This is a genomic window from Phyllobacterium sp. GQ127, from assembly GCF_059758635.1.
This window is the reverse complement of the sequence record NZ_JCAXDZ010000010.1, coordinates 42439-68837: the sequence shown is the minus strand read 5'-3', so window position 1 is coordinate 68837 and position 26399 is coordinate 42439. Positions and strand designations below refer to the sequence as shown.

Below are 26399 nucleotides of genomic sequence, written 5' to 3'. Positions count from 1 at the left end.
ATCCGGCAGAGGGAGACAGAAATGACTGACGTCACGAACGAGGTGTCGGCGCCGCCGCTCTTCGACCGCTCGCGGCTTATTTTCTGGACCGTGGCGGTTCTCACCACAATCGTGGTGGCTGGTCCTTTGGTCCCGATTGCGATCCAGGCATTTCTCGATCGCCCTTTGTACGAGGTCGGGGGTGCCATTACCGGCGCCAACTTTATGCGCCTCGCTACGGAAGCGCATATGGGCACGATCATGCTCAATACGCTTTATTTTGCACTGCTGACGATGATCGCCGCTCAAATTTTCGGCTCCATAATGGCCGTTGTCATCGGCCGGACGAATTTGCCCGGCCGCAAATGGATCGGGGAACTGCTGATCTGGCCACTCTTCGTCTCAAATCTGGTGATCGCCTTCGGCTGGTTCACCATGTATGGGCCGTCGGGCTACATCACGCTTGCCATTCGCGCATGGTTCGGAATTACGCCATGGAACCTATACACCCTGACCGGGATGGGCATCGTCGCCGGTCTCAGTCAAGCGCCGCTTGCCTATCTGATGTGTATTGCCGCCGTCAACAAAGCCGATGCCCAGCTTGAGGATGCGGCTCGCTCCGTCGGCGCTGGTCCCATCCGCGCCTTGTGGAGCGTCACCGTTCCGGCCATGCGTCCAGCAATGATCTATTCGGCAACGCTCAACTTCGTCGTCGGCATCGAGATGCTTGCCATTCCGCTTGTTTTCGGCGGGCCAAGCGGCATTCACACCGTGACGACGTTCTTGTACGACCAAGGCATCAACGCCGCCGTCAAGTCCGACTATGGCATCGTCGGGGCGGCGGCGCTCGTTCTCCTCATCATTGTCGGGCTGTTGGTCTGGCTCCAAGGTCAATTGACGAAGGAGACAGGTCGATTCGTCACCGTCCGCGGCAAGGCGTCCAGACCGTCCACAATCGACCTTGGAGGATGGCGATGGGTCGCCTTTGTCGTGGTTTTCGCATACGTCCTTTTTACCATTCTCGCCGTCTTCGGCGGAATCTTCATGCGGGCCAGCGTCTCGTTTCTCACGCCACTGGTGCCGTTTTGGAAGCTGCTTACCCTTTCGAATTTTGAGACAGTGCTGAGCCAGCCGAATTATGTCCGATCGATCGTCAATTCAGTCATCATCTCGCTTATAGGCGGGGTGATCGGCACGGCAGTCGTCGCAATCATCGCTCTCGTAGCCAAGCGTTCCGAGTTCCGCTTCAGCCGCGCGCTGGAATATATCGCGCTGTTTCCGCGCGCGCTTCCTGGGATCATTGCAGGTCTTGGCTTCTTCTACGCGGTCGTCTGGATCCCGGGCCTCGACCTTCTTAGGGGCACAATCTGGATCCTCATCCTGGCTTTTGTTCTGCGTTATATCCCAGTCGGCTTCGGTGCGATCGCGCCAGCCCTTGCTCAGATTGGCGAGGAACTCGACCGGGCCTCACGTATCTCAGGCGCAGACTGGTGGACGACAGTAACGCGCATTATTCTGCCGTTGCTCAAGCCTGCGCTGTTCTCCAGTTTCGCGCTGCTCTTCATCCACTTCTTCAAGGAGTATGTGACAGCGGTTTTCCTCTATCAGCCCGGCTCCGAGATTATCGGAACGACCATGCTCCAGCTTTACGCGCAGGGCGATAACGGACCGGTCTCTGCTCTCGCCACCATCCAGGTTGTTATTACGGGTGTCTTCGTCTTTCTGGCACGCCGCGTTATGGGAGCCAAAATCTATGGCTGATCTTATTCTCGAAAATCTCACGATCAAATACGGCGGGTATCTGGCCGTTGACAACATAAACCTCAGTGTTCCATCCGGCGAATTCCTCACCCTGCTTGGTCCATCCGGCTGCGGCAAATCTACAACACTGTTCGCCATCGCCGGACTGAATCACGCCACGTCTGGCTCCATTCGCATGGGCGAGCGCACATTGTTCGACGGCAAGAATGGAGTGGCAATGGCTGCCGAGCATCGAAACATAGGACTGGTGTTCCAAAGCTACGCGCTCTGGCCACACATGACGGTCGCTGATAATCTGGCCTTCCCGTTGAAACTGCGCCGGATCGGCAAGAAGGAGCAGGAGGAGCGCATCAAAGACTCGCTTCACCTCGTCGAAATGGACAAATATGCCGACCGCTATCCGTTCGAACTTTCGGGCGGACAGCAGCAGCGTGTGGCGCTTGCGCGCGCACTTGTTTATCAACCCGCACTGCTCTTGCTGGATGAGCCGCTATCCAATCTTGACGCGAAGCTACGAGAGCGCGCCCGGGTCTGGTTGCGCGAATTGCAGGAGCGTTTAAGGGTCACAACCATCTATGTCACCCACGATCAGTCTGAGGCCTTGGCCGTATCGGACCGTATTGCGGTTATGGATTTCGGCCGTATCCGGCAACTGGGAAAACCGTCGCAAATCTACGAGACGCCCGTAGACGCCTTCGTAGCTGACTTTATCGGTTCGTCAAACTTCCTGAAAGGCAAGATCGTGGCCCGGGGGCGGGATTGGAGTGACGTACGCCTCGATGACAACACGATCATCCGTGTGGGCATGGGCGCGAGTGCGTCCGATGACGTCGTGGTCGCCGTGAGGCCCGAGAAGCTCAAGATCGCCGACTCTCCAGGCCAAAACGTCATATCTGTTTCTGTCCACGGCAGTTCCTACCTCGGTTCGGTGTTTGAGTACGAATTGACCGGGCCGGGAGGCGAATACCGCATACAGACCAGTTCCGCCCTGCCTTCGAAGAATGCCTTGGTCTACATTCCCGCTGAAGCAGCCCGGATCTTCCCCGCTGATTCCCTAATGAGAAAGTGAGCCGCTGACGATGTTCATGCGTAGCAAACTGTTCGTGCCGGGATCACGTCCTGAATTGTTCCCGAAGGCGCTTTCAAGCGGGGCCGACGCAATCTCGATCGATATCGAGGATGCGGTCGATGAGGCCCGAAAGTCAGAAGCAAGGGCCACTGTGGCAGCGTTCCTGCAGGGTCTGGGCAATACCGGCAGACGGCCGCTCATCATCGTCCGGGTGAATGGGCCGACCACCGCACATTTCATGGCCGACATACAGGCGGTCCTTACAGGATCGGTCGATCTTATCAATTTGCCAATGATAGACGATGCAGACGGCGTAAGGCAGTCACTGAGCCTGATTGAACAGTACGAGAGCCAGGCCGATATTTCACTTCGCGTTCCGGTTATGGTCAATATTGAAACGCCGCGCGCACTCGCGAATGCGGCCGCGATCGCTGCCGCAGATCCACGTGTCGCCGGATTGCAGATCGGTTTCGCCGATCTTCTCGAACCGCTCGGTATTGCGCGTTACAATCCGCCAGCCATCCAGCAGATACAGCTTCAGATACGGTTAGCCGCTGCATCCGCTGGAAAGTGGACTTATGATTCAGCCTATTCGAATATCGCCGACAAGGATGGTTTGGTTGCTGAAGCGCAGGCGTCCCGGAAACTTGGGTTGCTGGGCAAGAGCTGCATCCATCCTTCTCAGGTACCACTTGTCAACGAGGCGTTCAGGCTGAGCGACGACGAGATAGCGCATGCTGCACGGGTCGTTGCCGCTGCTGAGGAAGCAAAATCCAAGGGCGTGGGAGCGTTCACCGTGGACGGAAAAATGGTCGATGCGCCGTTTATCCGGCGGGCAGAGGCGGTCATCGCTCTCGCCCGCAATCTCAAACTTGTGGACGAGGAAAGAGGATAGCATGAACGAGCCACCGCTCAAGAAACGCAACTATGACCCGGATGCCACAGGACCGCTTGCTGGCATGCGCATTCTTGACATGTCTCGGCTTTTTGCCGGCAATGTCCTGACCCAGATCCTTGGAGATTTCGGGGCGGAGGTGATCAAGCTGGAGTCTCTCGATGGCGACACTCTGCGGGCCTGGAAAACCGAGGGCGTCGATACCCATTGGAAGGTCTACTCCCGCAATAAGAAGAGCATCTGTCTGAACCAGCGAGATTCGCGGGCTGTCGAACTCATCCGCAAACTGGTTCCGTCCGCCGGTGTCTTCATTGAAAGCTTTCGACCAGGTGTCCTGGAGGCGATGGGTCTCTCGCCCGAAGGGCTTCTTGAGATCAATCCAAGGCTTGTTATTGTGCGAATATCGGGTTGGGGGCAGGACGGCCCCTATAGCCAGAGACCGGGCTTCGGCACCACCATTGAGGGAATATCCGGCTTTGCCGCCATCAACGGATTCGCGGATCGCGAACCGGTGCTACCGCCGATGTACCTTGCAGATGGCGTTGCCGGCATTTACGGCGCTACAGCGGTGATGATCGCGCTTCGCGCCGCAGAGCAGGCAGGCGGTAAGGGGCAGGTTATCGACTTGCCGCTTCTCGATCCGCTTTTTTCAATCCTCAGCCCGCAGGCCGCGAATTATCGCCTGACTGGCAAGCAAAAGCCGCGTACTGGAAGCCGCTCGACCAATTCCGCGCCTCGCAATGCCTATCAATGCAAAGATGGACTCTATGTGTCGCTTTCGGCTTCCATTCAGAAGATGTCCGAGCGACTCTTTCGGGTAATAGATCGTCCCGACCTCATTCAGGATCCCAAATTCAGCACGAATGCAGGACGAGTTAAACATGCCGATGAACTCGATTTCATCATCGGCACTTTTATTGCGCAACGCACGCAGGCAGAAAATGTCGCCTTCTTCGAGAAGAATGATGTGACGATCGGGCCGATATATGAAACGTCCCAAATCCTGAGCGATCCCCATTTCATAGAACGTGAAATTCTCGCGGACTACCCAGACAAGGAGATGGGAAGCCTGCCTATGCATCACGTAGTGCCCAGGCTGGTCGCCACTCCCGGGACAATCAGAACGCCGGCTCCCTATCTGGGGGAGCATAACCGCTCCGTCCTCGCTGAAATTGGTGTGGATGATGCGGCGTACGAGCTTTTTCTTGCAGAGGGACTGGCGAAGGAGGCCTGCTTTCAGGGGCAACTCCCTGATGTTTCCCGAAGGGAGGGATAGATGACGACGGGCTTTCGAATTAGACAAAGCTGGCCGCGCGTCGCGCGGGAACTGATTGAAGCCTACCGCGTCCTTCCCGTCGCCAATGTATCTGACAGCATGTCACGCATGACCGCTGGTGGTCCCCACCTGCGCCCTATGCACCGCGATGGTATACTCGCCGGACCTGCGCTGACGGTAAAAACGCGGCCAGGTGACAACCTGATGATTCATAAGGCGATCGATATTGCAGAAAAGGGCGATGTCATCGTCGTCGACGGGGCGGGACATATGATCAACGCCTTGATGGGCGAACTAATGCTTGCCCATGCGATCAAACGAGGTGTGGCTGGTTTCATTATCTTTGGAGCCATCCGGGATGCGGCGGCGATCCGCAGCAGAAACTTGCCGCTTTACGCCTGCGGTGTCACGCATCGCGGACCCTATCGCGTCGGACCGGGGGAAATCGGCTACCCGGTTGCGATCGATGGCATGGTAATCGAGTCGGGCGATCTTATGCTCGGCGATGGAGATGGCGTGGTTTGCGTTTCGCAACTCTCTGCAGCGAGCGTTTTAAAAGCTGCCCAGGCGAAGCATGTGGCCGAGATCAGGCAGATGGCCGAGACAGAAGACGGTTCTCTCGACCGGCGTTGGATCGATAAGGAACTCGCTCGACTCGGTTGCGTCTTTGACGGCGAATAATCTTTCAAGGAGGATTAAATGATGATGCAGGTAACCAAGCGGAGCTTCATGGGCGTTCTGGCAGGCGGAACTGTGGCGCTTCAAACCCGAACGGTGTTCGGGACCGAGATCGCGGTACCAAATTCGGCTGGCAGCGCGATGCCGAAATTCACGGCGCCTGCTGGCTCTGCGGACTGCCATTTTCATATCCTTGACAACCGCTTTGCGCCTGCGGATGCAAAGAAGCAGGAAGGTATGACGGTGCGTGACTATACATTGCTGCAGCAACGGATCGGTACGGCGCGGGCCGTGGCCGTGCAGCCGAAATTTCATGGCACCGACCCCGCCTGCCTGTTGGATGCAATCAATGTCTTGGGTAAAAATGCTCGCGGTATTGCTGTAGTCACCCCTGATATAACCGACGCTGAACTGCAGCGGCTCAATGACGGCCGTGTCAGGGGGTTGCGGTTCAGCGTATGGAATCCGAAGGATGCCGTAGTCTCGATCGATATGATCGAACCATTGGCAAGCAGGATCGGGCCGCTTGGCTGGCACGTTCAGCTTCACGCATCTGCCGATCAAATCGTTGAACACGCAGAGATGCTCAAGAGGCTGTCTTGCCCCGTCGTCTTCGACCATATGGGACGCTTGCCGTCGGAAAGTGGTGCGGAGCACCCCGCCTTTGCGGTTATTGGTAACCTGCTCGACGGCAACAAGGCCTGGGTGAAGCTGTCAGGTGCTTACCTCAATTCAGCAGTCGGTGGACCTGATTATCCGGACGCAACGCGGATTGCGCAGGCATTCGTGGACCGAAAAACCGACCGCCTGGTATGGGGAAGCGACTGGCCCCATACGACTGAAAAACATAAGCCGGATGACGCCGCCTTATTCGATCTGCTTTCAGTGTGGACGCAGACGGAAACTGCGCGTAAAGCCGTTCTGGTGGATAACCCTGTGGCACTCTATCGATTTGCTTAGGGCCGGATGGCGTAATTTCAGCGCCGTGCACAGGCTGTATCAATTGAAGCCCTTCGCTTACGTGGGGTAGTTTAGGCCATATGCCCCGACGCTGGTTTGGTGGTGTTCGGACGGCGGCAGATCGTCTCGATGGCGTTCTTTTTTCATCAACGTGGTGACGTGAAGACGCCCGGTGACAAGCCCTTCTGCCTTCAAGAGCCCCTGCAACATGCGGGCTTCCGGCGAATGGATAGTCGAGGTGCAACTCGTCGATCCGCCGCATCAGGATGAGATCGCCATCGGAGGCAGGACGAGGCAGATAATAGACGCTGCCACGGCTGAAGCCGAGAAGCTTCGCCTGGCGCACGACGAACAATTTGTGCGAGCAATTGATCATTTCTTTCCGCCCGGCAATCCGGCTTTGCCGAGCGACCGGATGAAAAATCGCTCTCCTGCGTCAGTTCTCCAATATTGGTGTGAAGCGTTTTCACATCGACAAGAGGTGCCGACGGTTTCGTCCTGGCTTCACCACCAAAACGTCTTTCGCCCTCTCAAGGAGTTGGGTCTTTCCACTGATTGATCTGATTGGCGTGCACGTCGAACTGCTGGGATAATTTCATCAGCGTCTGCTCGCCCCTGATGGCGGCAAGCGCCACCTTCGCCTGGAAAGCCGAGGTGTGACTCCGACGCGGTCGTCCCCGTCATGCTCTCTCCTGTTTCCCACATCTAAGCCAAAGTCAGGCAGAAATTCCACTTATCCCCGCTGTACAATTTTCCCGAGCCACGTCTGTCTCATTGCACCCGCGCTGAGACATCAAGGGTGCAGCGCTGCTCATTTTTTGCTTTAGCAGCAGACTGGGCCGCACGTTGTCAGAACGTCTTGATTCGCCCGCACAAGATTAGCGGCGTCGGCAATGCTGCGCCAAGCCCGCTGCTATCACCGATCTTCGACTTCGGTCATTCCCGAGATCGACAGCCCAGGTCATCTGCCGCCACGATCGCTTTCCAGCGTTCCGAAACAGCTGTCGTAATTGCTCGCCTTCCGCTCATAAGGCTGCGGTCCGTGGCGACCAACTTACCCCGCGCCGGACGGCAAAATCTTTCTGCCACCGCATCGAGCAATACGTCGGCACGTGCTGATCATCGCCACATAGGTCAGGTGCATCAACGTTAACCGGAAACCGGCGGTACGAAGACGTGCAAGCAGTGCCAGGCCAAAATCGCGCGACCCAAATGACGGTTGACACAAAGAAGGATTCGCCGTAGGTTATTAATGGTCTTGTATAGCTTAGTGAAAATTTGACTCTGTGTAAGGCATCAATCAATGACCGATATTAAAGTCCGAAAGTTCCAGGCCACCATCGAAGAAATCCACCATGAGGGCGGTCCGAAGCCCGGCAAACCTTTGCTTCGTGCATCGTCGCACCCGTCATCGCAAATCCATATGCGGGACGGTATGAGCCAGACATCGAACCGATGATGAAGTTGCTTGAACCACTCGGTTTAGAAATGTCAGGCCGGCTGATCGATGCGCTCGGAGGCGACCCGAAGCTTGTAACCAGCTACGGCAAGGCTTCCATCGTAGGAACTGCCGGAGAAGTGGAGCATGGTGCACTTTGGCACGTGCCGGGCGGTTACACAATGCGCGCTGCTTGGTGAAGCGAAGGCTATCGTGCCGTCATCGAAAAAGGTCGGTCCGATGGGTGTAGCAATCGATGTGCCTGTCACGCACAAGGACGCGTCCTACGTTCGTAGTCATTTTGATGCGGTAGAAGTCCGCGTGCCGGACGCACCTCGGGCGGACGAGCTTGTCTTTGTCCTGGTGATGACAACCGGTGGTCGTATCCACGAGCGCGTGGGGGGCCTTAAGAAGAGTGAAATCAAGGACGAAGACGGCCTTCGCTAACATTGCAAACCAACCACTGGAGAGACAGCGTGGAAGAATTAGAAATCCGTCGCATCAATACATTCATCGAGGACCGTGTTTTCGAGAACGGAAAGAAGCTGGAAACGCCTGTGAGGATCGTCGTTGCGGTGGCAGTAATCAAAAATCCATGGGCCGGTCGTGGATTTGTAGAGGACCTCACACCCGAAATCGACGCTCACGCTCCGGTACTCGGTAACATTCTTGCTCGGCGCGTGCTTGAGTTGGTCGGTGGAAAGGATAAAATCGAAGCCTTCGGCAAGGGCGCGATGGTCGGCCTTGGTGGCGAACTCGAACACGCGGCTGGCCTTGTGCACACGCTGAAGTTTGGAAATCCGTATCGTGAGATGTCGGGTGGGATGCGGCTGTTGCGCTCATGCGACAAGCGCGGTGGGCCGGGGAGCGGAATCGATCTGCCGCTCCAGCACATTAACAGCGACGACGCGCGAGGGCATTATCAAAATTTCACGATCGTCATTTCTGATGCTCCCGCGGACGATGAAATTTTGGTTTGCCTGTCTGGCTCTACCGGTGGCCGAAGCCATCCGCGGATCGGGACACGCAAGGCGGATGAGAAACAATTGGGTCAGACTTACCTAGGGGAGCCTGTTCACCAGGATTGATGCCCACTTGTTCGCGGGTGCGCGGAGAAGGACTGGCTGCACCCTTTGCGGCCGATCTGCGCGCCGGCCGGAATCTAGCAAAGGCGCTCGGGATGACTCATCGCTTTGACGTGGTTGTGGTTGGGGGCGGTCATAATGGTCTCGTCGCTGCTCATTATTTGAAGCAAGCTGGCCTCGATGTTATTGTACTTGAGCGGCGCGGCCTTGTCGGTGGCCCCTGTGGCGCTGTCGAATATTTCCCCGGTTATCGCGCCGCGATTACCAACTCGCCAGGCTCATTGGAGCCGAAGATCGTCCAGGATATGAGGTTGAAGGAGCATGGTCTTTCGTTCATAGCGCCCAATCCCTCCCTGGTCATGCCATTTCCGAATGGCAGGCGATTCGTTGCGTGGCGTGAAAAGGAGAGAGTACTAGAAAGCATTCGGTCCTTCTCGACGAAGGACGGCGACGGATACTTCAGGTTTTTCGATCAATTCACCACACTTGCCAACAAACTTGGGATTTCACTGTTTAAGCGTCCACCGCACTTGAAGGAACTCACAGCACAGCTGGAGACTGCAGAAGACGAGACACTTTTCGGCAAAATTGTGTTTGGAAGCATCCGCGACCTACTCGATGAGCACATTGACTCTAGCGAGCTCAAAGCGTCGATCGCGATGCTCAGCATCATGTCGTCGATGGCTGGGCCATCGACGCCTGGTACTCCCTTCATGCTCATGCAAAGACCGCTGTCGCTGGCCTCGATGCACACTGAAGACGGATATGATCCGCGCAAGCAGCCGCTGCGGGGATCCACAGGGCTGCCAAGAGGTGGCATGGGCAGCATACCGGAGTCAATGCAGCGCTCATTGACGGCAAATGGCGTCAAGATCCGGTGTAACGCGGCCGTTACCAGAATAATGGTCGGTAAAGCCGGTGTTTCCGGAGTCATCCTGGAGGATGGGGAAGTCATCGAAAGCAAGGTGGTGGTTTCGAACCTGAATCCGAAGACCACCCTGCTGTCTCTTCTGGACGAAGAAGTGCTGGAGCCCTCGATAAGGACCTCTGTTGGAGCGATTCCTATGCGCGGTTCGGCGTTCAAGATCGGTCTGGCGCTGGATGGGCTCCCTCGGTTCAAGGTCGCAAGGACCGACGAAGAGGCAGAGCAATTTGCGCGGTGTCAGTTCCGTATCGCGCCTTCGATGGATTACATGGATGAGGCCTACGAAGATGCCCGACGCGGTCAACCGTCCTTGAAGCCAATGTTCTGGGGCTTGACGCCTTCGGCGACTGATCCTTCCTTGGCCCCGCCGGGCAAGCATGTGATGAGCATCAACATCTTCCATGCGCCATATCGACTGTCCAACGCAGATTGGGACCAGAAAAAGCATGTATTTGGTGATCACTGCATTGACGTCCTGAGTGAATACATTCCGAACCTCAAGAGCATAATAACGGACAGGCGGTTCTGGAGTCCAAAGGATCTGGAGCGGGAGTATGGTCTTCTCGAAGGCAATATCACGCATGGCGACATGTTACCCTCGAAAATGTTCTCGCTTCGGCCGTTTACCGGTTATGGAAGCTACGGCACGCCTGTCAAAGGCTTGTATCTTTGTGGTTCGGGAGTCTGGCCGGGGGGCTATGTGTCAGGCATTCCGGGCCACAACGCCAGCGAGCGCATAGTGGCCGATTACCACAAAGGGCTCTTCAAGTCCGACGGACCACCCGAAGTCTTGGTGGCGCTTTGACCCTGTCGCATTCGCTGTAGGTACAGCAAACCGCCGGGCGCGTGTCGGCAGATTGTAGCAATGGTCGGGAGGACCGCAGCGTGAGAAATTTTCACTTTCCAGGACGGTCCACCGAATATGGCCTGAACGGCATGGTGGCGACATCGTCTCCGCCCGCATCGCTTGCAGCGCTGGATGTTTTACGGTCGGGCGGCAACGCGGTTGATGCGGCGATCGTTGCTTCCGCTGTCCTGTGCGTCTCAGAACCGCATATGACGGGCATCGGTGGCGACTGCTTTGCAATGGTTGGGTTCGCTGACGGCTCTGTCGTCGGCTTGAATGGGTCAGGTCGCTCGGCAAGGCGCATGAATCTTGGCGTGTTGCAGCGGCTCGGACTGCAATTGATCCCCGACGACAGCGTCCACGCCATCACCGTGCCAGGGGCGATAGATGCTTGGGCGAAACTCCTCGATCGGTTCGGGACCATAAGCCTCGGAGACGCACTGCGGCCTGCTATCACGCTTGCGCGTGAGGGGGTGCCGGTCAGTCCGCGGGTCGCGCTTGACTGGGGTGGCGAGGTGAAGCGTCTTTCCAGGGATGAATGCGCCCGGCTCGCCTATCTCCCGGGAGGCCGGGCTCCGCGCGAGGGCGAGATCATGCGCTACGACGCCTTGGCCAACGGTCTGGAAACCATAGCGTGCCAGGGGCGGGATGCATTCTACCTTGGAGAGATCGCCGAGGAGATCGTTGCCCACCTGCAGGGGATGGGTGGTCTTCTCTCTATGGAGGACTTCGCGGCGACACAAGCTACCTGGACAGATGCGATATCGACGGAATTCGAAGGCAGCGAAATCCTTGAAATGCCTCCAAACGGCCAAGGCGTGACCGCCTTGCTTGCGCTGAACATCCTCAAGCGGTTCGATATGAAGCGCTTCGCGCCGGATAGTGTCGATCGTTTCCACCTTCAAGCCGAGGCAATGAAGGCCGCATTCGTTTACAGAAATGCGTGCATTGCCGATCCCGACGTCGCAGAGATTGACCTTCCGAACCTGCTCTCCGATGACCTCGCGGATATGCTTGCCGGTAAGATTTCAATCCATGCCTGTATGGATGTGGGCAAATTGGAGGTCCCCCATCATGGGAGTGACACCGTCTATCTCTGCGTGGTTGACAAGAATCGGACCGCCGTCTCGTTCATAAACTCGGTGTATGGCTATTGGGGCTCGGGGATCGTCACCCCGAAATCGGGGATCGCATTGCATAATCGCGCTGCCGGGTTCGCCGTTCAGCCCGGCCATCCGAATTGCGTTGGTCCTTCAAAGCGCCCATTCCATACTATCATTCCGGCCATGATGCGGACCAATGGCCGGGTGGCCATGCCGTTCGGCGTTATGGGGGCTGACTATCAGCCAATGGGGCACGTCCAAGTCCTCCTCAACAGGCTCACCTACGGAATGGATCCGCAGCAAAGCATAGATTGGCCGCGGTTGTTTCACGAGCGAAGTACCGGACGTCTGGAGGTGGAGGAAGCAATGCCCCGTAGGGTTGTCGAAGGCCTTATCGGACGGGGACATGCCGTGGCGAAACGAATGTGCCCGCTGGGCGGCGCTCAACTCATTGCTATCGATCATCTTTCCGGAATGCTGAGCGGCGGATCCGATACGCGCAAGGACGGCATGGCCCTGGCGTATTGACCGACCACCCTTCCGCCCGATGGCGCATAGATGAATTTAACGCTGTCGCCGTGTTCCGCGGCTTGACAAAACTTTTACACACATTCTTAAATAGATCTAGGGTTACTCAAATTTCGCTCTCTGATGCATGCCGCCAGAGGAACGTCTGATACATCCGGGGATTTGTGATTTGCGCGAAAAAATTTCCAACGCTCTTTGGCCCTTCGGCTCGCTCCTCGCGATCCTGATTATATGGCAATTGGCGGTCAATTTTTTCGATATTCCGAAATACCTGTTGCCCTCGCCGCTTTCCGTCTTTCAAGCGATCATCACGCACCACAAGATTCTCCTGTTCCACACCTCGGTGACGCTGTGGGAATGCGTCCTTGCTTTCACCATCTGTCTGGCCGTCGGGATTCCCATGGCGATGGCGATCGCTTCAAGCTATTGGCTTGAAAAGGCAGTCTACCCGCTGCTCGTCATCAGCCAGGCGGTTCCGAAGATTGCGATTGCGCCTCTGCTGCTTGTGTGGGTGGGGTTTGGAATAGAGACGAAAGTGCTCGTCGCGGTTCTCATCGCCTTCTTCCCAATCGTCATCAGCACGGTCGTCGGGCTGAAGAGCGTTCCTACTGACATGCGTGATCTGGGACGATCCATGGGTCTGGGCATGTTCGAGATGTTTAGGAAGATCCGGCTGCCTCATAGTCTGCCAAGCATGTTCGCGGGCATCAAAGTTGCAGCAACGCTTGTTGTCGTCGGCGCGGACGTGGGTGAGTTCGTGGGTGCCGACCGCGGTCTTGGATATTTGCTGATGTTCTCCAGCGGCCAAATGCAGACAGATCTTCTTTTCGCCGGTGTCCTCGTTCTCGGGGCGATAGGCATCGCGGTGTTTTCGCTCGTCGAGTGGATAGAGAAAAGCATGCTTCCCTGGCATGTTTCGGTCCGAAGGGAGACTCTCTAGTGACCCTTGAGGCAGATACGAAAGCGTTATCTCCCGTCAGCGGTCTGTCGCTTAGCATTCAAGAAGCTATCTTCCTTTCCGATCGGGTCGTCGTGATGTCGGCGCGTCCCGGGAAGATATCCAAGATCCTGGAGATCGATCTGCCCCGGCCGCGTCGACTGGCCATGAGATCGTCGCATCAGTTCAACGAATATACCGACGAGATACTCAAGCTTTTCGAGGGCATGGGCGTAATCAAGGAAGACAGCGAAACCTGACCGTGGTCAGATATTTTTCTGAATGGAGGAGGAACGAGCATGGGGTCCTATTTGAAATTCGGCATTGTCTTTGCCGTCGGCTGGACAATGATGGTGCCTTTGACGCTCGGCCCGGCAACTGCCGCAGACCAGGTCACATTGCGCACGACTTGGACATGGTGGCCGGGGAATGCGCCATTCTTCGTCGCCAAGGAGAAAGGCTTCTACAAGGAAGCTGGTCTCGAGGTGGACGTTCTACAAGGGCAGGGGTCCAAGACGACATCGATTGTGGACGGACAGGGCAAGGACACGTTCGGAGAGAACAGCTTGTCGACCACAGCGACATCCATTTCAGCCGGCGTTCCTGTCAAGGCTGTTGCCAACTATTGGCAGCGTGGCCCAATCGGCCTCGTCTGCGACGCCGCCCTTAACGTGCAAGCTCCCGCCGATCTCACAGGCAAAAGTGTTGGGGGTTCTCCGAGCGGCTCGGATGCTCCCCTGCTCCCGGCGTTTTTGGCTGCGAGCGGTTTGTCCAGCAGCGACATCAAGATCGTATCGTTGGCGGACACCAAGCTATCAATGTTCGTGGCCGGCCGCGTCGACTGCATCAGTGGCGACGTCTACCTGTGGCAGCCACTCGCCAAGGCGCAGGGAAAGGAGTCCACTTCACTTCTCTATGCTGACTACGGCATCGTGAACCTTTCATACGGCTTGATCGCCAGCGATGAATTGATCAAAGCCAATCCTGATCTGGTTCGTTGGTTTGTGACCGCAACCACCCAAGCGGTCCAGTACACATTCGACAACATCGGTGAGTCGGCTGACATTTATATGAAGTCGACCGGCGTTACCCAAGACAAGGCGTTGGTCGTGGGTGCGTTGGAATATTGGAAGATGCAGACGCATACAGATAATTCCCAAGGTAAGCCGTTGGGATGGATGGAAGCCGCCGATTGGGACCAAATGAACGACACCCTTGAAGAATACGCCAACATGGCGGGGCGCAAGAGCGCAGATCAATATTTCACCAACGAGTTCCTGCCGAAGTAGGAAGAAGAAGTGCTGGCGCCGTTCGCATCAGTGCAGGCGTGACGAACAAAAGCTAAGGATGAAAAAGATGTTTTGCAGCGTGTCTACAATCCGGTGTACGTCCGAACAACGAGATGCCTATTTCATGCTGAGACGGCACGAAATAGAACCTGCTATGACGAGCGCGCCGGGGTTTATTCGTCGGGAGTTGCTCCGTAGCCGATCAGATCCCGACCGATACCTTCTGTTGGTGTATTGGGAATCGACAGAGTTCGCAGAGGCTTACCGCATCAGCCGGGTCCATGACGATGTTAGAGACAAGACTATCGCGCTGATTGGCGCCCGTCCTCAAACCGAAGACTATGACTTCGAATCCATGGTCGGGGAAGCGTGATGGGACAATCCCGTAGGGCAATATAATGATCGTTGATGAACGCACCTATACGCTCCTTCCAGGATCGAACAAGTACTTCGATGCGTATCAGCGGGAAGCGCTGGACGTCCAGAAAGAGGTGCTCGGCAATCTAATCGGCTACTTCCAAACCGAGGTGGGAGAAGTAAATCAGATCGTTCATCTGTGGGGGTACGAAAGCTTTGAGGATCGACTGCGCCGGCGTGAGGAATTGAGGGCCCATCCAGCATGGAAAAGATTCGGGACCGAGGCCTTCCCGCTGGTCACGCGTCAGCACAATCGAATACTCATTCCCACGACATTTTCGCCCATTCACTAGTTCAAGCCACCCGTTACCCGCTTTATCGGGTGGCTTATCCCGCGGCTACGCAACAACGCTGCTCCCCGACAAACGGAATTGGCGCAATCGCGCGATGAAGGGCGCAGGAACGCCAATCGGCCCAGCAGGGCGATGACAGGAATTGTGGAATTGCTTATCAAGTGTCAACTCGAGCGGAAACTTGTTAAGGCGATCCAGTTTCTGGAAGGGCGTGTCGCCACGAGTCAGGGCGTGGGGAAGAGGGGTCCGGCGAACGCTGCGCCGCTGCGTAATGCTTGTAAATAACATTGACAAGATCGCTAAAATTTCAGAAGCTTTGCTGTCACTATTTGCCGATCAGGCCGGTGAGATGGCGAACAGCACTTACGTCTGTTCGCAACTGTCAATAGGGGATCGCAATGAGGCATTCATTAACATCGGACCTTCTCCTAACCAAGTTTGATCGTCGCCGGTTCCTTTTGGGTCTGGGAGTTGCTGGAATCGGGTTGACGGCGTCCCCTTGGGACATCCGGCGAGCACAGGCGGCCTCGGAAGCTGTGTTTCTCGGCTATGGCGGGTACTGCATCCCGGAACTGCAGATGCATTACAAGGAAAAGTACGGCGTTGATCCGGTCATGGTGTCGAGCAACGACGGCGAGGAATCTCTGCAAAAGATCCTCTCGGGGTTCGATTTCGATGTGGGCTACAGATGCATTTCGGATATTCCGCGATGGCGTGATGCCGGCGTTATCCAGCCAATCGATGTTACGCGGCTTAGCAACTGGAACGACCTTATCGAGCCGTTGAAGACGATCGAGTTTGGCGAAAAGGACGGTGAGCACAATATTATCCCGTTCGATTGGGGAACGACGTCGTTCACCTACCGGACGGATATCGTCGACGTTTCTGATGGCGAAAGCTGGGGCATTCTCTGGAATGAGAAATACAAGGGCAAGATCGCTCTCGTCGACAACATTGCCGATATCTGGCGTGTGTGTATGGTCTACGCCGGAATAAAGATGGACGACGAGGCCAATGGCATCACCGAGGTGGCCAAGGTCGCCCGGCGGCTCAGGGCAAATGTCCGGCTTATATCGGGAGATACGACCACGCTCGCCCAGGCTATGGCGTCTGGGGAAGTCGTTGCCGCGATGAGCTGGGCCGATGTTCCCAAGCTACTCCTCGCGCAGGGGGTCCCCGTGAAGTATGCGGATCCGAAGGAAGGGGCGACGGTTTGGTCATGCGGGCTGGTGCTCTCGGCAAACTCCACCAATCTCGATAAGGCCTATGATCTGATCAACGGTATGATCTCGCCCGATGTCGGCGAATACACGATCAAGGCGATCGGTTATGGACATTGCAACAGCAAAGCCTTCGAGGCTGTATCCGATGGCGAACTTGCTTCGATTGGAATGACCAAGGATCCGGCGTCGATCTTGGCTAAAGGGCACCTTTCGCTTCCGTTCAAGCCGGAATTTGCAGTTCGAGTGAATGAGGAGTGGGCCAAAATCAAGGCCGGGTTTTGATCTTCCGACAGGATGTTTTTGCAGCGGTCCCAAAGGTTCGAAGCGACCGTGAAAAGCACACTGCGGTCTGTCGGATCAGATGAGAAAAGTGTCGCGTAAGTCAGGGCTTTTCTCCAATCTCCTAACAGACCTGATGATTCAGCCAGGGTAGGGCCAGTCAATGACGCGAAAATGCAAGCTGGCTGTCATGTCTGGCAATACAACTTGAAAGCCAATAAAATGAACCCGATTGGGGAAACAGATTCTTCATTTGATGAGCTTCCGGACAGTGCAGATGTCGTCATTATTGGTGGCGGGATCATAGGTGCTTTTTCCACCCTTCATCTGGCGCGTCGCGGAGTCAAGGTGGTCTTATGCGAAAAGGGTCGTCTTGGTGGCGAGCAGTCCAGCCGGAATTGGGGCTGGGTTCGCCAGGCTCGGCGCCATCCGAGCGAAATCCCGCTAATGGTTGAGAGCATGCGCCAATGGAGCGATATGCAACGGCTCCGCGAAGCAGACACTGGCTTTCGCATTACTGGTTCGGCTTTTGCAATAGAGGACGATGATGATCACGAACGGATGGAGCGATGGCTTCAGGACGCGCGACAACATGATGTCGAGGCCCGCATGGTTGCTGGCACCGAGTTTGAAAGACTGGTGCCCGGCGCCACGAGTGGTTGGAGGGGGGCCTTGTTCTGTGCCACCGATGGATGCGCAGAACCGCGCCGGGCAACAAGGGCCATTGTCTCCGCAGCTCGACGGTACGGAGCGATTGTTCTCACGAATTGTGCGGTACGCGGCTTAGAACTGATGGGTGGCCGAGTTAGCGCTGCGGTCACCGAGCATGGCAGAATCGTAACAAGCACCGTGGTTGTGGCCGGTGGCGTATGGTCCCGGCGCTTTCTAAAGGACCTTGGCGTCACGCTTCCTCAGCTCAAGGTAAGGGCAAGCGTTATGCGAACGGCACCCTTAGAGGGTGGCCCGGAAACGGCGTTCTGGTTCAACGGCGCAGCGTATCGGAAACGTGACGACGGCGGATACACTATCGCCGACGGCTACCTGAACGTGGTGCCCATCGTGCCCGACAGCTTCCGTTTCATACGCGACTATCTCCCAGTTTTCCGCTCCCAGCGCCAGTCAATTAAGCTGAGAGTGAACGGCCGGTTCTTTCGCGAACTCGTTGAGGAAAGGCGGGTCCCGCTGGACCGCCCGTCACCATATGAAAAAAGCCGCACACTTGATCCTGCTCCCGATTCGGAACTCAACCGAATGGCGCTCTCCGCCCTCTCAAAGCGCTTTCCGGTTTTCGCCGGTGCCAAAATCGTCGAGCAGTGGGCAGGTATGATCGACGTTTTGCCTGATGCTCTTCCTGTCATTTCAGCTGTCGATACCATTCCGGGTTTAATCGTTTCGACCGGGCATTCCGGACATGGCTTCGGCATTGCGCCGGCTGCCGGACGATTGACAGCAGATCTGGCAACGAACAATCCACGGCAGCTCGATATTTCAGCGTTTTCGCTTTCAAGGTTCGACAAGGCGCTGCCGCGGCAGCAGTTTTCGAGGATGAATTGCCGAGAGTCAGTTCACTCGGTCAGATCTTCGATTTTGGAATCCACATAGCTTCGGAGAAAAACATGTTGCGTGTAAACGGTGACCTGGCTCATTTGGCCGAAGAGTATAAGTCGAATCCGCTTAACGTCTTTCCACGTCCCGATCTGCAGGTACTGCTTCGCCGGTTGATGTTGGCGGACGCCCAGGGATACACCGTAGTCGTTACTCTTGATCCGGGGAGGGTCTGGTGCTTGGGCAGACACGGCCCCCGTCGTGACGAAGGTCTCGAGTTAGAAAGCGAGATTTTCGGCACCATCGAGGCAGCATTGTGGGCTTGCTTCCGTGCGCGATGGCGAGCGCTCACCGGGGCTGATTGCCCTGTCGACTGAGGTGATGACTGTGTCTTTATTTCCCTTTACAACAAGGCTTTCCATGAGCAGACTTCCGGTTCGCATACTTGCCTATACCGATAAGCAGAGCGTTGCGCCCAGCGAGGAGATTGGCTTTTTTGTCAGTTCTCCGGAGCGCGGGAGCTATCAGGCGCGGATTTTGCGCCTCATCTGTGGCGATGACTCCCCGGACGGACCGGGCTACAAAGCCGAGCCGGTCAACACGAACGTCGATGGGTCCTACGAAGCGCGTTGGCAGCCGATTTATTCAGGATCTCACGCAGTCATTGACGACCCAATTGCGTTCCAATTGCCCTCCGTAACGCTCGATGCGATGGTGTGGCCGACGCTTCCAAGCAACAGGAATGCGCAAGCAATTCTGGGTAATTTTGACGCCTCGGCACAGGAAGGATACGTCCTTTATCTCGACGAAAACGGGCGATTGTCTTTCCGAGCCGAAGCCAAGCCCGCAATTCATCTCGCCCAGCCGATGCTGGAGCGCCATTGGTATCACGTGAGCGTGAGTTACAGTGCGCCCACAGGAACGATAATACTCCGCCAGCGCCGGCTACTTGAATATCCTCTTCTTGAAACGATCGACACGGTCGTCGAAAGCCTCGGCAAGGTGGGCGCAGTCAATACCATTGTCCGCCCTCTTCTCATAGCCGGCTGGCATGAGCGTGACCGTGTTGGCGGTCATTTCAATGGGAAGATTGACAGCCCGCGTGTTATCGCAGCGGCACTTGATCAAACCGCGCTATCCGACCTGACGCCTCAGGGGGACAGCCCGCATCCCGTAGTCGCATGCTGGGATTTCTCCCAGGAGATGTCCTCCACGCGCGTGACCGACATGTCCGGCAATGGTCGTCATGGCGAACTTGTCAATCTGCCGGCACGGGCGATGAAAGGCTGGAACTGGGATGGTAGTGAGGGAAACTGGCGGCACAAGCCGGAGCATTATGGCGCCATACATTTCCATGACGACGATCTTTATGACTGCGGATGGGAAAAGAGTTTTACGCTGAAAGTCCCGGAGAGCCTTTCGAGCGGGATCTATTTCGCCGAAATCGTGCAGAAGGCACGAGATCGCATTCTCACGGACTCGATTCCGTTTTACGTCCGGCCGCCGCGCGGCAGCGCTACGTCAGGGCTTGCGCTGTTACTCCCTACCGCTAGCTACCTTGCCTACTCGAATAGCCAGACCGCGACGCGTTGGGAACTGCCTACGGGGAATTTCACGGTGCTCAATCTGGTGGACAGATACCTCGCTGAAAATCCTGAGCTCGGGCTTTCGGTTTACGATACGCATAATGATGGAAGCGGCGTGTGCTACTCTTCCCGGCTCCGCCCTGTGCTCAACATGAGGCCGGGCGGAGTGCTTTGGCAGCTTAGCGCGGATACGCACATCACGGACTGGCTTGAGGTGAGACGGATTCCATATGATGTCATTACCGATGAGGACCTCCATCAGGAGGGAATCGAGCTTTTGCAAAAGTATACATGCGTGATGACCGGGACGCACCCCGAATATTATACGCTTGAGATGTTGAATGCAGTACGCGAATTCACCCATCAGGGCGGCAGGCTCATTTATCTCGGCGCGAACGGCTTCTACTGGCGCGTCGCTTACCATGCCTCGCTGCCTGGCGTACTTGAACATCGCCGTGCCGAAGATGGAATGCGTGCGTGGATATCTGAGCCCGGGGAATATCATATGAGCTTCACCGGCGAGCTGTCGGGATTATGGCAGCGCAGCGGTCGCCCGCCGCAAATGCTCGTGGGTACAGGCTTCGCCGCACAGGGTTTCAATATGGCGACGTATTATGAGCGGTCGCCCGACAGCTTCGACCCCCGCGCTGCGTTTATTTTTGAGGGGGTCGGAAAGAATGAGAGGATCGGCGATTTCGGCATTGTGGGCGGGGGCGCGGCGGGATGGGAGATCGATAGTGCGAACCCCCTGCACGGGACCCCTCCACACACTCTGACTCTGGCGGTTGCCTCGGAATATTCACCGAGCTACCACTGGGTTAAGGAGGAAATGGGCCATACGCATTCGTCCATCAACGGAGACTCTTGTCCGCATATCCGGTGTGACATGACCTTTTTTGAGACGTCGAAAGGTGGAGCGGTGTTCTCAACGAGTTCTATATCCTGGGCCGGGAGCTTATCTTACAATAATTACCAAAATAACGTAAGCAGAATAACGGAAAACGTACTCCGACGTTTCCTTGATCCGACCCCGTTGTGAAACCGGTTCGCCAAATGAAATGTGGGTACTCCCGCAGCCTTGAGCGCGCGTGTATAAATGCATATAACTGATCGAGGACTTGCATAAGACATTCGGTGGAGAGCGATCCGTACGGCTTCGAAGTAAATTTCCGGTTCGCCGGCGGGGACGCGAGAATCCGGGGTCGGTTCCATCAAGACATCCACCCGCTCGTGCGTCTGTGATGCACGCGGCTATTGCGCGCCAGGATGACGCCCGACGCTGAGAGTCACTCCTGGACGATTGACGACATATCGGTGATCGGCAACTGCTGTTGACCTTGGAGTTAATCAGAGCTTGCAGCTCAGCCGTCCGGCTAGGTGTTCTCGAGCAGTGGCGCGTCAGCGGCGAGCCTCCGTTGCAGGATCAACCAGCGACGAACCACGACGCACTGTGGGCAAACGTCCTCGCAAGCTCAAATGACGGAGCTCGCCTGCAAGTCAAAAAGCTTGTCAATCGATGCGTCAGGCCCAGCTCGGCCCTGGGGCACCGGTGTCAACTGCTAGTCTGGCCAAACCAGACTGAGAGGGCGATTGTGGATGATGTCTTCGATGATATCACCCGATATACGGGGAAGATTGTAGCTCTTGGTATATTGCTCAAGTTCGCGAAACATGTTCGCCGCTTCAATCGGCTCTTGCAGCGGAAAATCGGAGCCAAAGAGCACCCTTGGGATAACCTTGTAGTCGACCAACTGCATCATCGCGGTGAATAGTTCCCATTTCCGATAAAATCTGGCAGAAAGATCAGTGAAAAGCTGGTCGTGCTTGCGTAACAGTTGGACTGTTTCGCCTACCCACGGCTGTCCGACATGCGCGAGGATCATCTTCATGTCGGGAAATGCACGAGCAACCTTGTCAAGGAGTATAGGATTTGCCCATTCCAGGACACCCTGCTTTGGAAACGCGGCTGCCTGGTGCCACAGGATGGGCACGTTGAAGTGGTCGGCCATCTCGTAAAGCGCCCAGGCCTGCGGGGACCATGGATCGAATCCCTGGTATACGGGCGCCAACTTTAGCCCCCGGAGGCGCATCGACTTGATCGCGTGTTCGAACTCATCCGGCGCACCAGGATCGTTCGGGTCGACGCAGGCGAAGCCAATGGCGCGATCAGGGAACTCAGCCACATAGTCGGCGACCCATTGATTCGGGACTTTAGCACCAAGAGGGGGCCATCGCGTTGTAATGATCACGAACTTCTCAGTGGTGGAAGCAACCCTCGCACGATGGGCTTCTTTACTGCCGTCGACACTTCGCCCGCTCTTCTTGGCTAGCTCGACCCCGGCCGGACCCAGATGCTCATCCAGCCATATATTGGTGTGCCAATCCACTGGTATTTCGAAACGTCCGCTTCTGCTTACACCGTCTGAGCCGGCGCTTTGAGTTTTCAAGTCCAAGTTCATGTAAGCAACCTTATTCAACGATTGAAGCGTCCTGGCGTGCGGTCTAGAGCAAGGAGGATATGCCAATTCTCACGTCGTACACTGGCTCATAGTTTGTAGTACACTTATACACCTTACTAAAATTCTGGTTTCTCGCAAGGCTCCAATTACACGAACCGCGTTTTAATCCTACGCTGTGACGACCATCGTGGAGATACAAGCGAGGGCCACTGTCAAGTCAAGCGCCTCGATTCCAAACCTAGCTGTTCTCGCATCATCCGACCGAGGCCCATCGGCGAAAAAAGAGGTGTGTGGTCCCTAGCGTCTATTACTTTCATCTGGCTCTCGATCTGCTTAAGCCTTTTAGCATTCTGGCGTTTGAGTAGAGCCAGAGACATAGTTTAGCTGGATTTCTTAGCTGCTGTACGCTCCTTTACCAGGCCCCGCGTACTCGCGACGTCACAGTAGGGGCTGAACAGCGTTGCGTCTGATCGCGGTTTCAACGGGTTAAGTGGTCTCGATTGTTGCTCTCGGGCTTATCAATGAGTAGGTTGAAACGCGCAGTTACGAGGGTTTAACAGGAGTTCAGATGGCCGTTGATGAATTAGATCCCACGAAGTTTCTCAGGATCGGTGACGCTGCCTCACTCATCGGAGTGAGTTCCGCCACTTTGCGTCTATGGGAAAAGCGAGGTCTAGTGACATCGTTGCGCAGTTTAAAGGGTTATCGGCTTTATTCAGCGGAGGATCTCAAGCGACTCGTTGATGTTCGGGCACTTCGACGCAACGGAATCAATTTGGCTGGTATTGATTCTATTCTGCCCCAAACCAATCCTAAAAACAGCAATCCGGTATCGGCAGATAAACGGGGTACTGATTTCCTCGGGCGGAAGTTGCGTCAGTTGCGTCAGTCTGGAAAAATAAGCATCACAGAAGCGGCTCAGAGGGCTGGGCTGTCTGCGTCATTTGTCAGTTTGATTGAACGCGGTATGTCCGGCGCATCACTAGCCTCGTTGGGAGCCTTGGCCGATGCCTTGGGCACGTCCTTAAAAGACCTCCTTGGAGAAGACGGAGACGACCGCCGGATGGTGCCTGCCGATTCAGGTCGGCGATTGCCTTCAATGGACGCCGGGATAGAAATCCAGCAACTCGTGGAAGGCGAATCTGTGCTGGACTGCCAATTGTTTACCGTGGCACCCGGCCGCGAGAGTGAGGGCACCTACGCGCATGAAGGCGAGGAATTTATATACGTCCTGTCGGGCGCCATCGAAATTACAGTCGATCAAATCAATTTATATGTGCTGAAGAAGGGCGACAGCCTTCATTTCCAAAGCAGTTTACCACACTCTTGGAGAGCCATCGGTTCAAAGCCCTGCAAAGTACTGTGGATCGACGTGAACGGAAGCCAAAAGAAACTCCGGCCCAAACGGGCAAAGGGCGCTTCGCGCTTGCAAACATGATCGACCTGGATGCGACATCACCCCAAGAGGTTGTGATCCAACCCACCCGATTTTTTTGGGGAATCCATCTCGCGTGCATCATGCCGTGACTGAGGGTATCTGATTATCCTGTTTCCTGCAAAGAGCGGCAAAGACTTCGGCCGGTGTCTTGAAGCCCAGACATTTGCGCGGTGTCGAATTGAGGTGATGGGCGAGGGCGGTCAGTTGCGTTTGGTCAACCCGTGCGAGATCTGTATTGCCCGGCATAAACCGTCGAATGCGCTTGTTGATGTTCTCAATCGCGCCTTTCTGCCAGGGTGAGTTTGGATCGCAGAACCAGCTCCGCGCTCCCATTCCATCCTCCAGAGCCCTGTAGCCCATAAACGCGGAACCGCGATCGAAGGTAAAGCTGCGGCGTGCATGATAGGGAAGTGGAGCAAAGACCTGAATGATCAGCCGGCCACAGATCTGCTCGGGCGACCAATGAGCCTCTAACTTCTCAATGACCAGATCGCGTAAATCTGGATGACGTCTGAGCTTGCGCAACCGCGTCTGCGTTCCTTGCTGATGTTGTCGGCAACCACGCTGTGGTAGCCATTATAGTCCGGGATCTCGGTGTCATGAAAGCTGTTGCGCTTGATCTCCCGATAGATTGTCGAGCGATGCCGTCCCATCAGTCGCGCAATGTCTCCAAGAGGGACTTTAAGCTGTTTAAGCTCAAAAAGCCGGCGACGTTCGGACAAAGTGATCTGCGTATAGCAGTTTGACATCCAATTTCCTCCATGGCTAACCTCATGAATTCATTGGCATGTTGCACTTTAAAATAGAATGTACCCGGCTACACATAATGTGGCGGCCAAGTTGAAATGTCGACTGTTGTGCAAAGTAGAAATGTCATCCTGATATGCGCCGAGGCGCGTCGCCGGGTAGGGCGGAGACCTCAATATCGCAGCCCGAACCGGCGACAACTGAACGAGCACTTTCTATTTGATCACGGGCTCGGCGCTCAATCATCTGATCAACCCAGCCCTTTCGTCCTGGTGGTTTGCGTCCACTTTTTTTATAGCTGATAATCTCACTGTTGGTCTTTACCGTTGACGGCTGCATCTGATCCTGCTGGGCCTTGATAACCGACAACACATCACTCAGCCTCTTGTTCTCGGTGATCGCTGCGTGGGTCACACGCTGATCCATGTCAAACATCTTGTAGGGAAGAGGGAGGCCTTTCCAACGCATCTCCAGACGTCCATCCGCAAAAGCGTAGGTGTCAATGTATTTGCCAACCAGACCACGCGTAATATTATTCTCTTCCAGCATGATGCGCTTGCGTTCATAGGAAAACGTCAGCTGTTCACCAACGTAGCGTTGTTCCCGCTTGCACAGAATCTCCCGCAAACGGTCCGGAACGACATTGAGCGACCGATGCAAATCGTCTGGCTTGATCGGAGAAACAGCAAACCTTGCGTTGAACGCGTCCACAAACCCCGGCAGAAAGGCGTTCCCAGCAGCCAAGTCACTGATACCTGCCAGCCGCAACTCCTTGACCAATCGGTCTTGTAATGTGCGGTTGACTCGCTCGACCCGACCCTTCGCCTGGCTCGAATTGGCACACAATATCTCAATACTGAGTTCTGATAACGCCCGTCCGAACTGCGTCATGCCCTGACCATTTATGGCCTCTTTCTTCGCTACGCGGAACACGGAATGCTTGTCGGAGTAGAATGCGACCGGACGTCCGTGAGACTTTAGATAAAGTTCTAAAGCCTCAAAATAGGTGAAGGTGCTTTCCGAGCGCACAAACAAAAGCTGCATCAGTTTGCTTGTTGCGTCATCGATGAAAACAAGCAACGTGCATGGATCGCCGCGTTCTTCGAACCATCGATGATCGCTGCCGTCGATCTGGATCAACTCACCATAGGCTTCGCGCCGCAGCCGTGGCTGGCGAAACGTCCGGCGCTGTTTGCGTGATAGCCATAAGCCATCATCCGACATCCACTTGCGCAGCGTCTCGCGCGATACCGAAAATCCTTGTTCGATCAACTTCTCAGCCGCAAGCGTCGGACCAAAATCCGCATAGCGTTCCCGCACCAGTTGCAGCGCCAGATCACGTACTCCATCATTGATCCGGTTGTTCGACCGTCGGCCACGACTGCGGTGACGCAACGCTGGGGCACCTTCAAGACAGAATGTTCGCATGAGCCGTTGCACCTGACGCACACTCAGCGACAGCACAATCGCTGCCGATGCGATGGTGCGCCGTCGCTCAACAACTTCCGATAAAACTTCAATTCGATGCAGTTCGCGCTCGCTCATTAAAATCAGTCCCAAAATCCGCATCCCAAATCTCGTTGCAATCAACGAGAAGGTGGCACAACGACGTTTCTACTTTGCAGAAACAGGACACTTTAAC

At 55.7% G+C, this 26399-nt stretch carries 21 protein-coding genes and 3 pseudogenes; 20 read left to right on the top strand and 4 right to left on the bottom strand.

All coding sequences use genetic code 11. The annotated features are described in order from the left end of the window. Positions 1-21: 21 nt before the first annotated feature. The 6 genes from AC6CHM_RS23490 to AC6CHM_RS23465 are packed head-to-tail and all read left to right on the top strand — an operon-like array spanning position 22 to position 6618. Positions 22-1740, top strand: coding sequence for an ABC transporter permease (locus tag AC6CHM_RS23490; RefSeq protein ID WP_498175470.1), 1719 nt, complete (start codon positions 22-24; stop codon positions 1738-1740). Further along, on the top strand, positions 1733-2809 hold the full coding sequence (locus AC6CHM_RS23485; protein WP_498175468.1) for an ABC transporter ATP-binding protein: 1077 nt from the start codon (positions 1733-1735) through the stop codon (positions 2807-2809). Before AC6CHM_RS23490 ends, AC6CHM_RS23485 begins: the two co-directional genes overlap by 8 nt. A 16-nt stretch (positions 2810-2825) precedes the next feature. Continuing rightward, entirely contained in the window at positions 2826-3704 is an 879-nt protein-coding gene (locus tag AC6CHM_RS23480; RefSeq protein WP_498175466.1) for an HpcH/HpaI aldolase/citrate lyase family protein, read from the top strand. Position 3705: 1 nt separating this feature from the next. Then, positions 3706-4980, top strand: coding sequence for a CaiB/BaiF CoA transferase family protein (locus AC6CHM_RS23475; RefSeq protein WP_498175464.1), 1275 nt, complete (start codon positions 3706-3708; stop codon positions 4978-4980). Continuing rightward, entirely contained in the window at positions 4981-5661 is a 681-nt protein-coding gene (locus AC6CHM_RS23470; protein ID WP_498175462.1) for an RraA family protein, read from the top strand. It begins immediately after the preceding gene. 18 nt (positions 5662-5679) lie between these two features. Further along, the gene (locus AC6CHM_RS23465; RefSeq protein WP_498175460.1) at positions 5680-6618 is read left to right on the top strand and encodes an amidohydrolase family protein; all 939 of its coding nucleotides are present in this window, start codon (positions 5680-5682) and stop codon (positions 6616-6618) included. Between the two features lie 80 nt (positions 6619-6698). Here AC6CHM_RS23465 and AC6CHM_RS23460 read toward each other — a convergent pair. After that, positions 6699-7323 (bottom strand): annotated as a pseudogene (locus tag AC6CHM_RS23460) (IS3 family transposase); the annotation flags it as partial. Between the two features lie 598 nt (positions 7324-7921). On the opposite strand from AC6CHM_RS23460, the pseudogene AC6CHM_RS23455 reads away from it, so the two are divergent. The 13 genes and pseudogenes from AC6CHM_RS23455 to AC6CHM_RS23395 all read left to right on the top strand — a co-directional run bounded on the left by AC6CHM_RS23455 (position 7922) and on the right by AC6CHM_RS23395 (position 21152). Continuing rightward, positions 7922-8503, top strand: a pseudogene (locus AC6CHM_RS23455) (amino acid synthesis family protein). A gap of 29 nt (positions 8504-8532) precedes the next feature. Further along, positions 8533-9144 carry an amino acid synthesis family protein gene (locus tag AC6CHM_RS23450; protein WP_498175458.1) on the top strand — a complete coding sequence of 204 codons (612 nt, stop codon included), beginning with the start codon at positions 8533-8535 and terminating at the stop codon, positions 9142-9144. 92 nt (positions 9145-9236) lie between these two features. After that, entirely contained in the window at positions 9237-10871 is a 1635-nt protein-coding gene (locus AC6CHM_RS23445; RefSeq protein WP_498175456.1) for a phytoene desaturase family protein, read from the top strand. An 80-nt stretch (positions 10872-10951) separates the two neighbouring features. Next, the gene (locus tag AC6CHM_RS23440; RefSeq protein ID WP_498175454.1) at positions 10952-12544 is read left to right on the top strand and encodes a gamma-glutamyltransferase family protein; all 1593 of its coding nucleotides are present in this window, start codon (positions 10952-10954) and stop codon (positions 12542-12544) included. Between the two features lie 169 nt (positions 12545-12713). Next, entirely contained in the window at positions 12714-13484 is a 771-nt protein-coding gene (locus tag AC6CHM_RS23435) for an ABC transporter permease (RefSeq protein ID WP_498175452.1), read from the top strand. After that, complete coding sequence (locus tag AC6CHM_RS23430) at positions 13484-13741, top strand: hypothetical protein (RefSeq protein WP_498175450.1); 258 nt, start codon at positions 13484-13486, stop codon at positions 13739-13741. The genes AC6CHM_RS23435 and AC6CHM_RS23430 overlap by 1 nt, the downstream gene beginning before the upstream one ends. 51 nt (positions 13742-13792) lie before the next feature. Beyond that, a complete protein-coding gene (locus AC6CHM_RS23425) occupies positions 13793-14770 on the top strand; it encodes an ABC transporter substrate-binding protein (RefSeq protein ID WP_498175448.1) in 978 nt (325 codons plus the stop codon). A 58-nt stretch (positions 14771-14828) separates the two neighbouring features. After that, positions 14829-15143 carry an antibiotic biosynthesis monooxygenase family protein gene (locus AC6CHM_RS23420; RefSeq protein ID WP_498175446.1) on the top strand — a complete coding sequence of 105 codons (315 nt, stop codon included), beginning with the start codon at positions 14829-14831 and terminating at the stop codon, positions 15141-15143. A gap of 25 nt (positions 15144-15168) precedes the next feature. After that, on the top strand, positions 15169-15480 hold the full coding sequence (locus AC6CHM_RS23415) for an NIPSNAP family protein (protein ID WP_498175444.1): 312 nt from the start codon (positions 15169-15171) through the stop codon (positions 15478-15480). Positions 15481-15878: 398 nt separating this feature from the next. After that, complete coding sequence (locus AC6CHM_RS23410; protein ID WP_498175442.1) at positions 15879-16985, top strand: ABC transporter substrate-binding protein; 1107 nt, start codon at positions 15879-15881, stop codon at positions 16983-16985. Positions 16986-17204: 219 nt separating this feature from the next. After that, entirely contained in the window at positions 17205-18584 is a 1380-nt protein-coding gene (locus AC6CHM_RS23405; RefSeq protein ID WP_498175441.1) for an NAD(P)/FAD-dependent oxidoreductase, read from the top strand. Between the two features lie 14 nt (positions 18585-18598). Continuing rightward, positions 18599-18904: a N,N-dimethylformamidase alpha subunit family protein gene (locus tag AC6CHM_RS23400; RefSeq protein ID WP_498175439.1), complete on the top strand. Its 306-nt coding sequence runs from the start codon at positions 18599-18601 to the stop codon at positions 18902-18904. Between the two features lie 43 nt (positions 18905-18947). Continuing rightward, positions 18948-21152, top strand: coding sequence for a N,N-dimethylformamidase beta subunit family domain-containing protein (locus AC6CHM_RS23395; protein WP_498175437.1), 2205 nt, complete (start codon positions 18948-18950; stop codon positions 21150-21152). Positions 21153-21672: 520 nt separating this feature from the next. Here the strand turns inward: AC6CHM_RS23395 and AC6CHM_RS23390 are convergent. Next, positions 21673-22590 carry an amidohydrolase family protein gene (locus tag AC6CHM_RS23390; protein ID WP_498175435.1) on the bottom strand — a complete coding sequence of 306 codons (918 nt, stop codon included), beginning with the start codon at positions 22588-22590 and terminating at the stop codon, positions 21673-21675. A 550-nt stretch (positions 22591-23140) separates the two neighbouring features. Here AC6CHM_RS23390 and AC6CHM_RS23385 point away from each other — a divergent pair. Then, on the top strand, positions 23141-24010 hold the full coding sequence (locus AC6CHM_RS23385) for a cupin domain-containing protein (RefSeq protein ID WP_498175433.1): 870 nt from the start codon (positions 23141-23143) through the stop codon (positions 24008-24010). Positions 24011-24088: 78 nt separating this feature from the next. Here AC6CHM_RS23385 and AC6CHM_RS23380 read toward each other — a convergent pair. Both AC6CHM_RS23380 and AC6CHM_RS23375 read right to left on the bottom strand, forming a co-directional pair. Continuing rightward, positions 24089-24759, bottom strand: a pseudogene (locus AC6CHM_RS23380) (IS30 family transposase). A 124-nt stretch (positions 24760-24883) separates the two neighbouring features. After that, positions 24884-26317, bottom strand: coding sequence for an ISNCY family transposase (locus tag AC6CHM_RS23375; RefSeq protein WP_337355050.1), 1434 nt, complete (start codon positions 26315-26317; stop codon positions 24884-24886). Positions 26318-26399 lie beyond the last annotated feature (82 nt).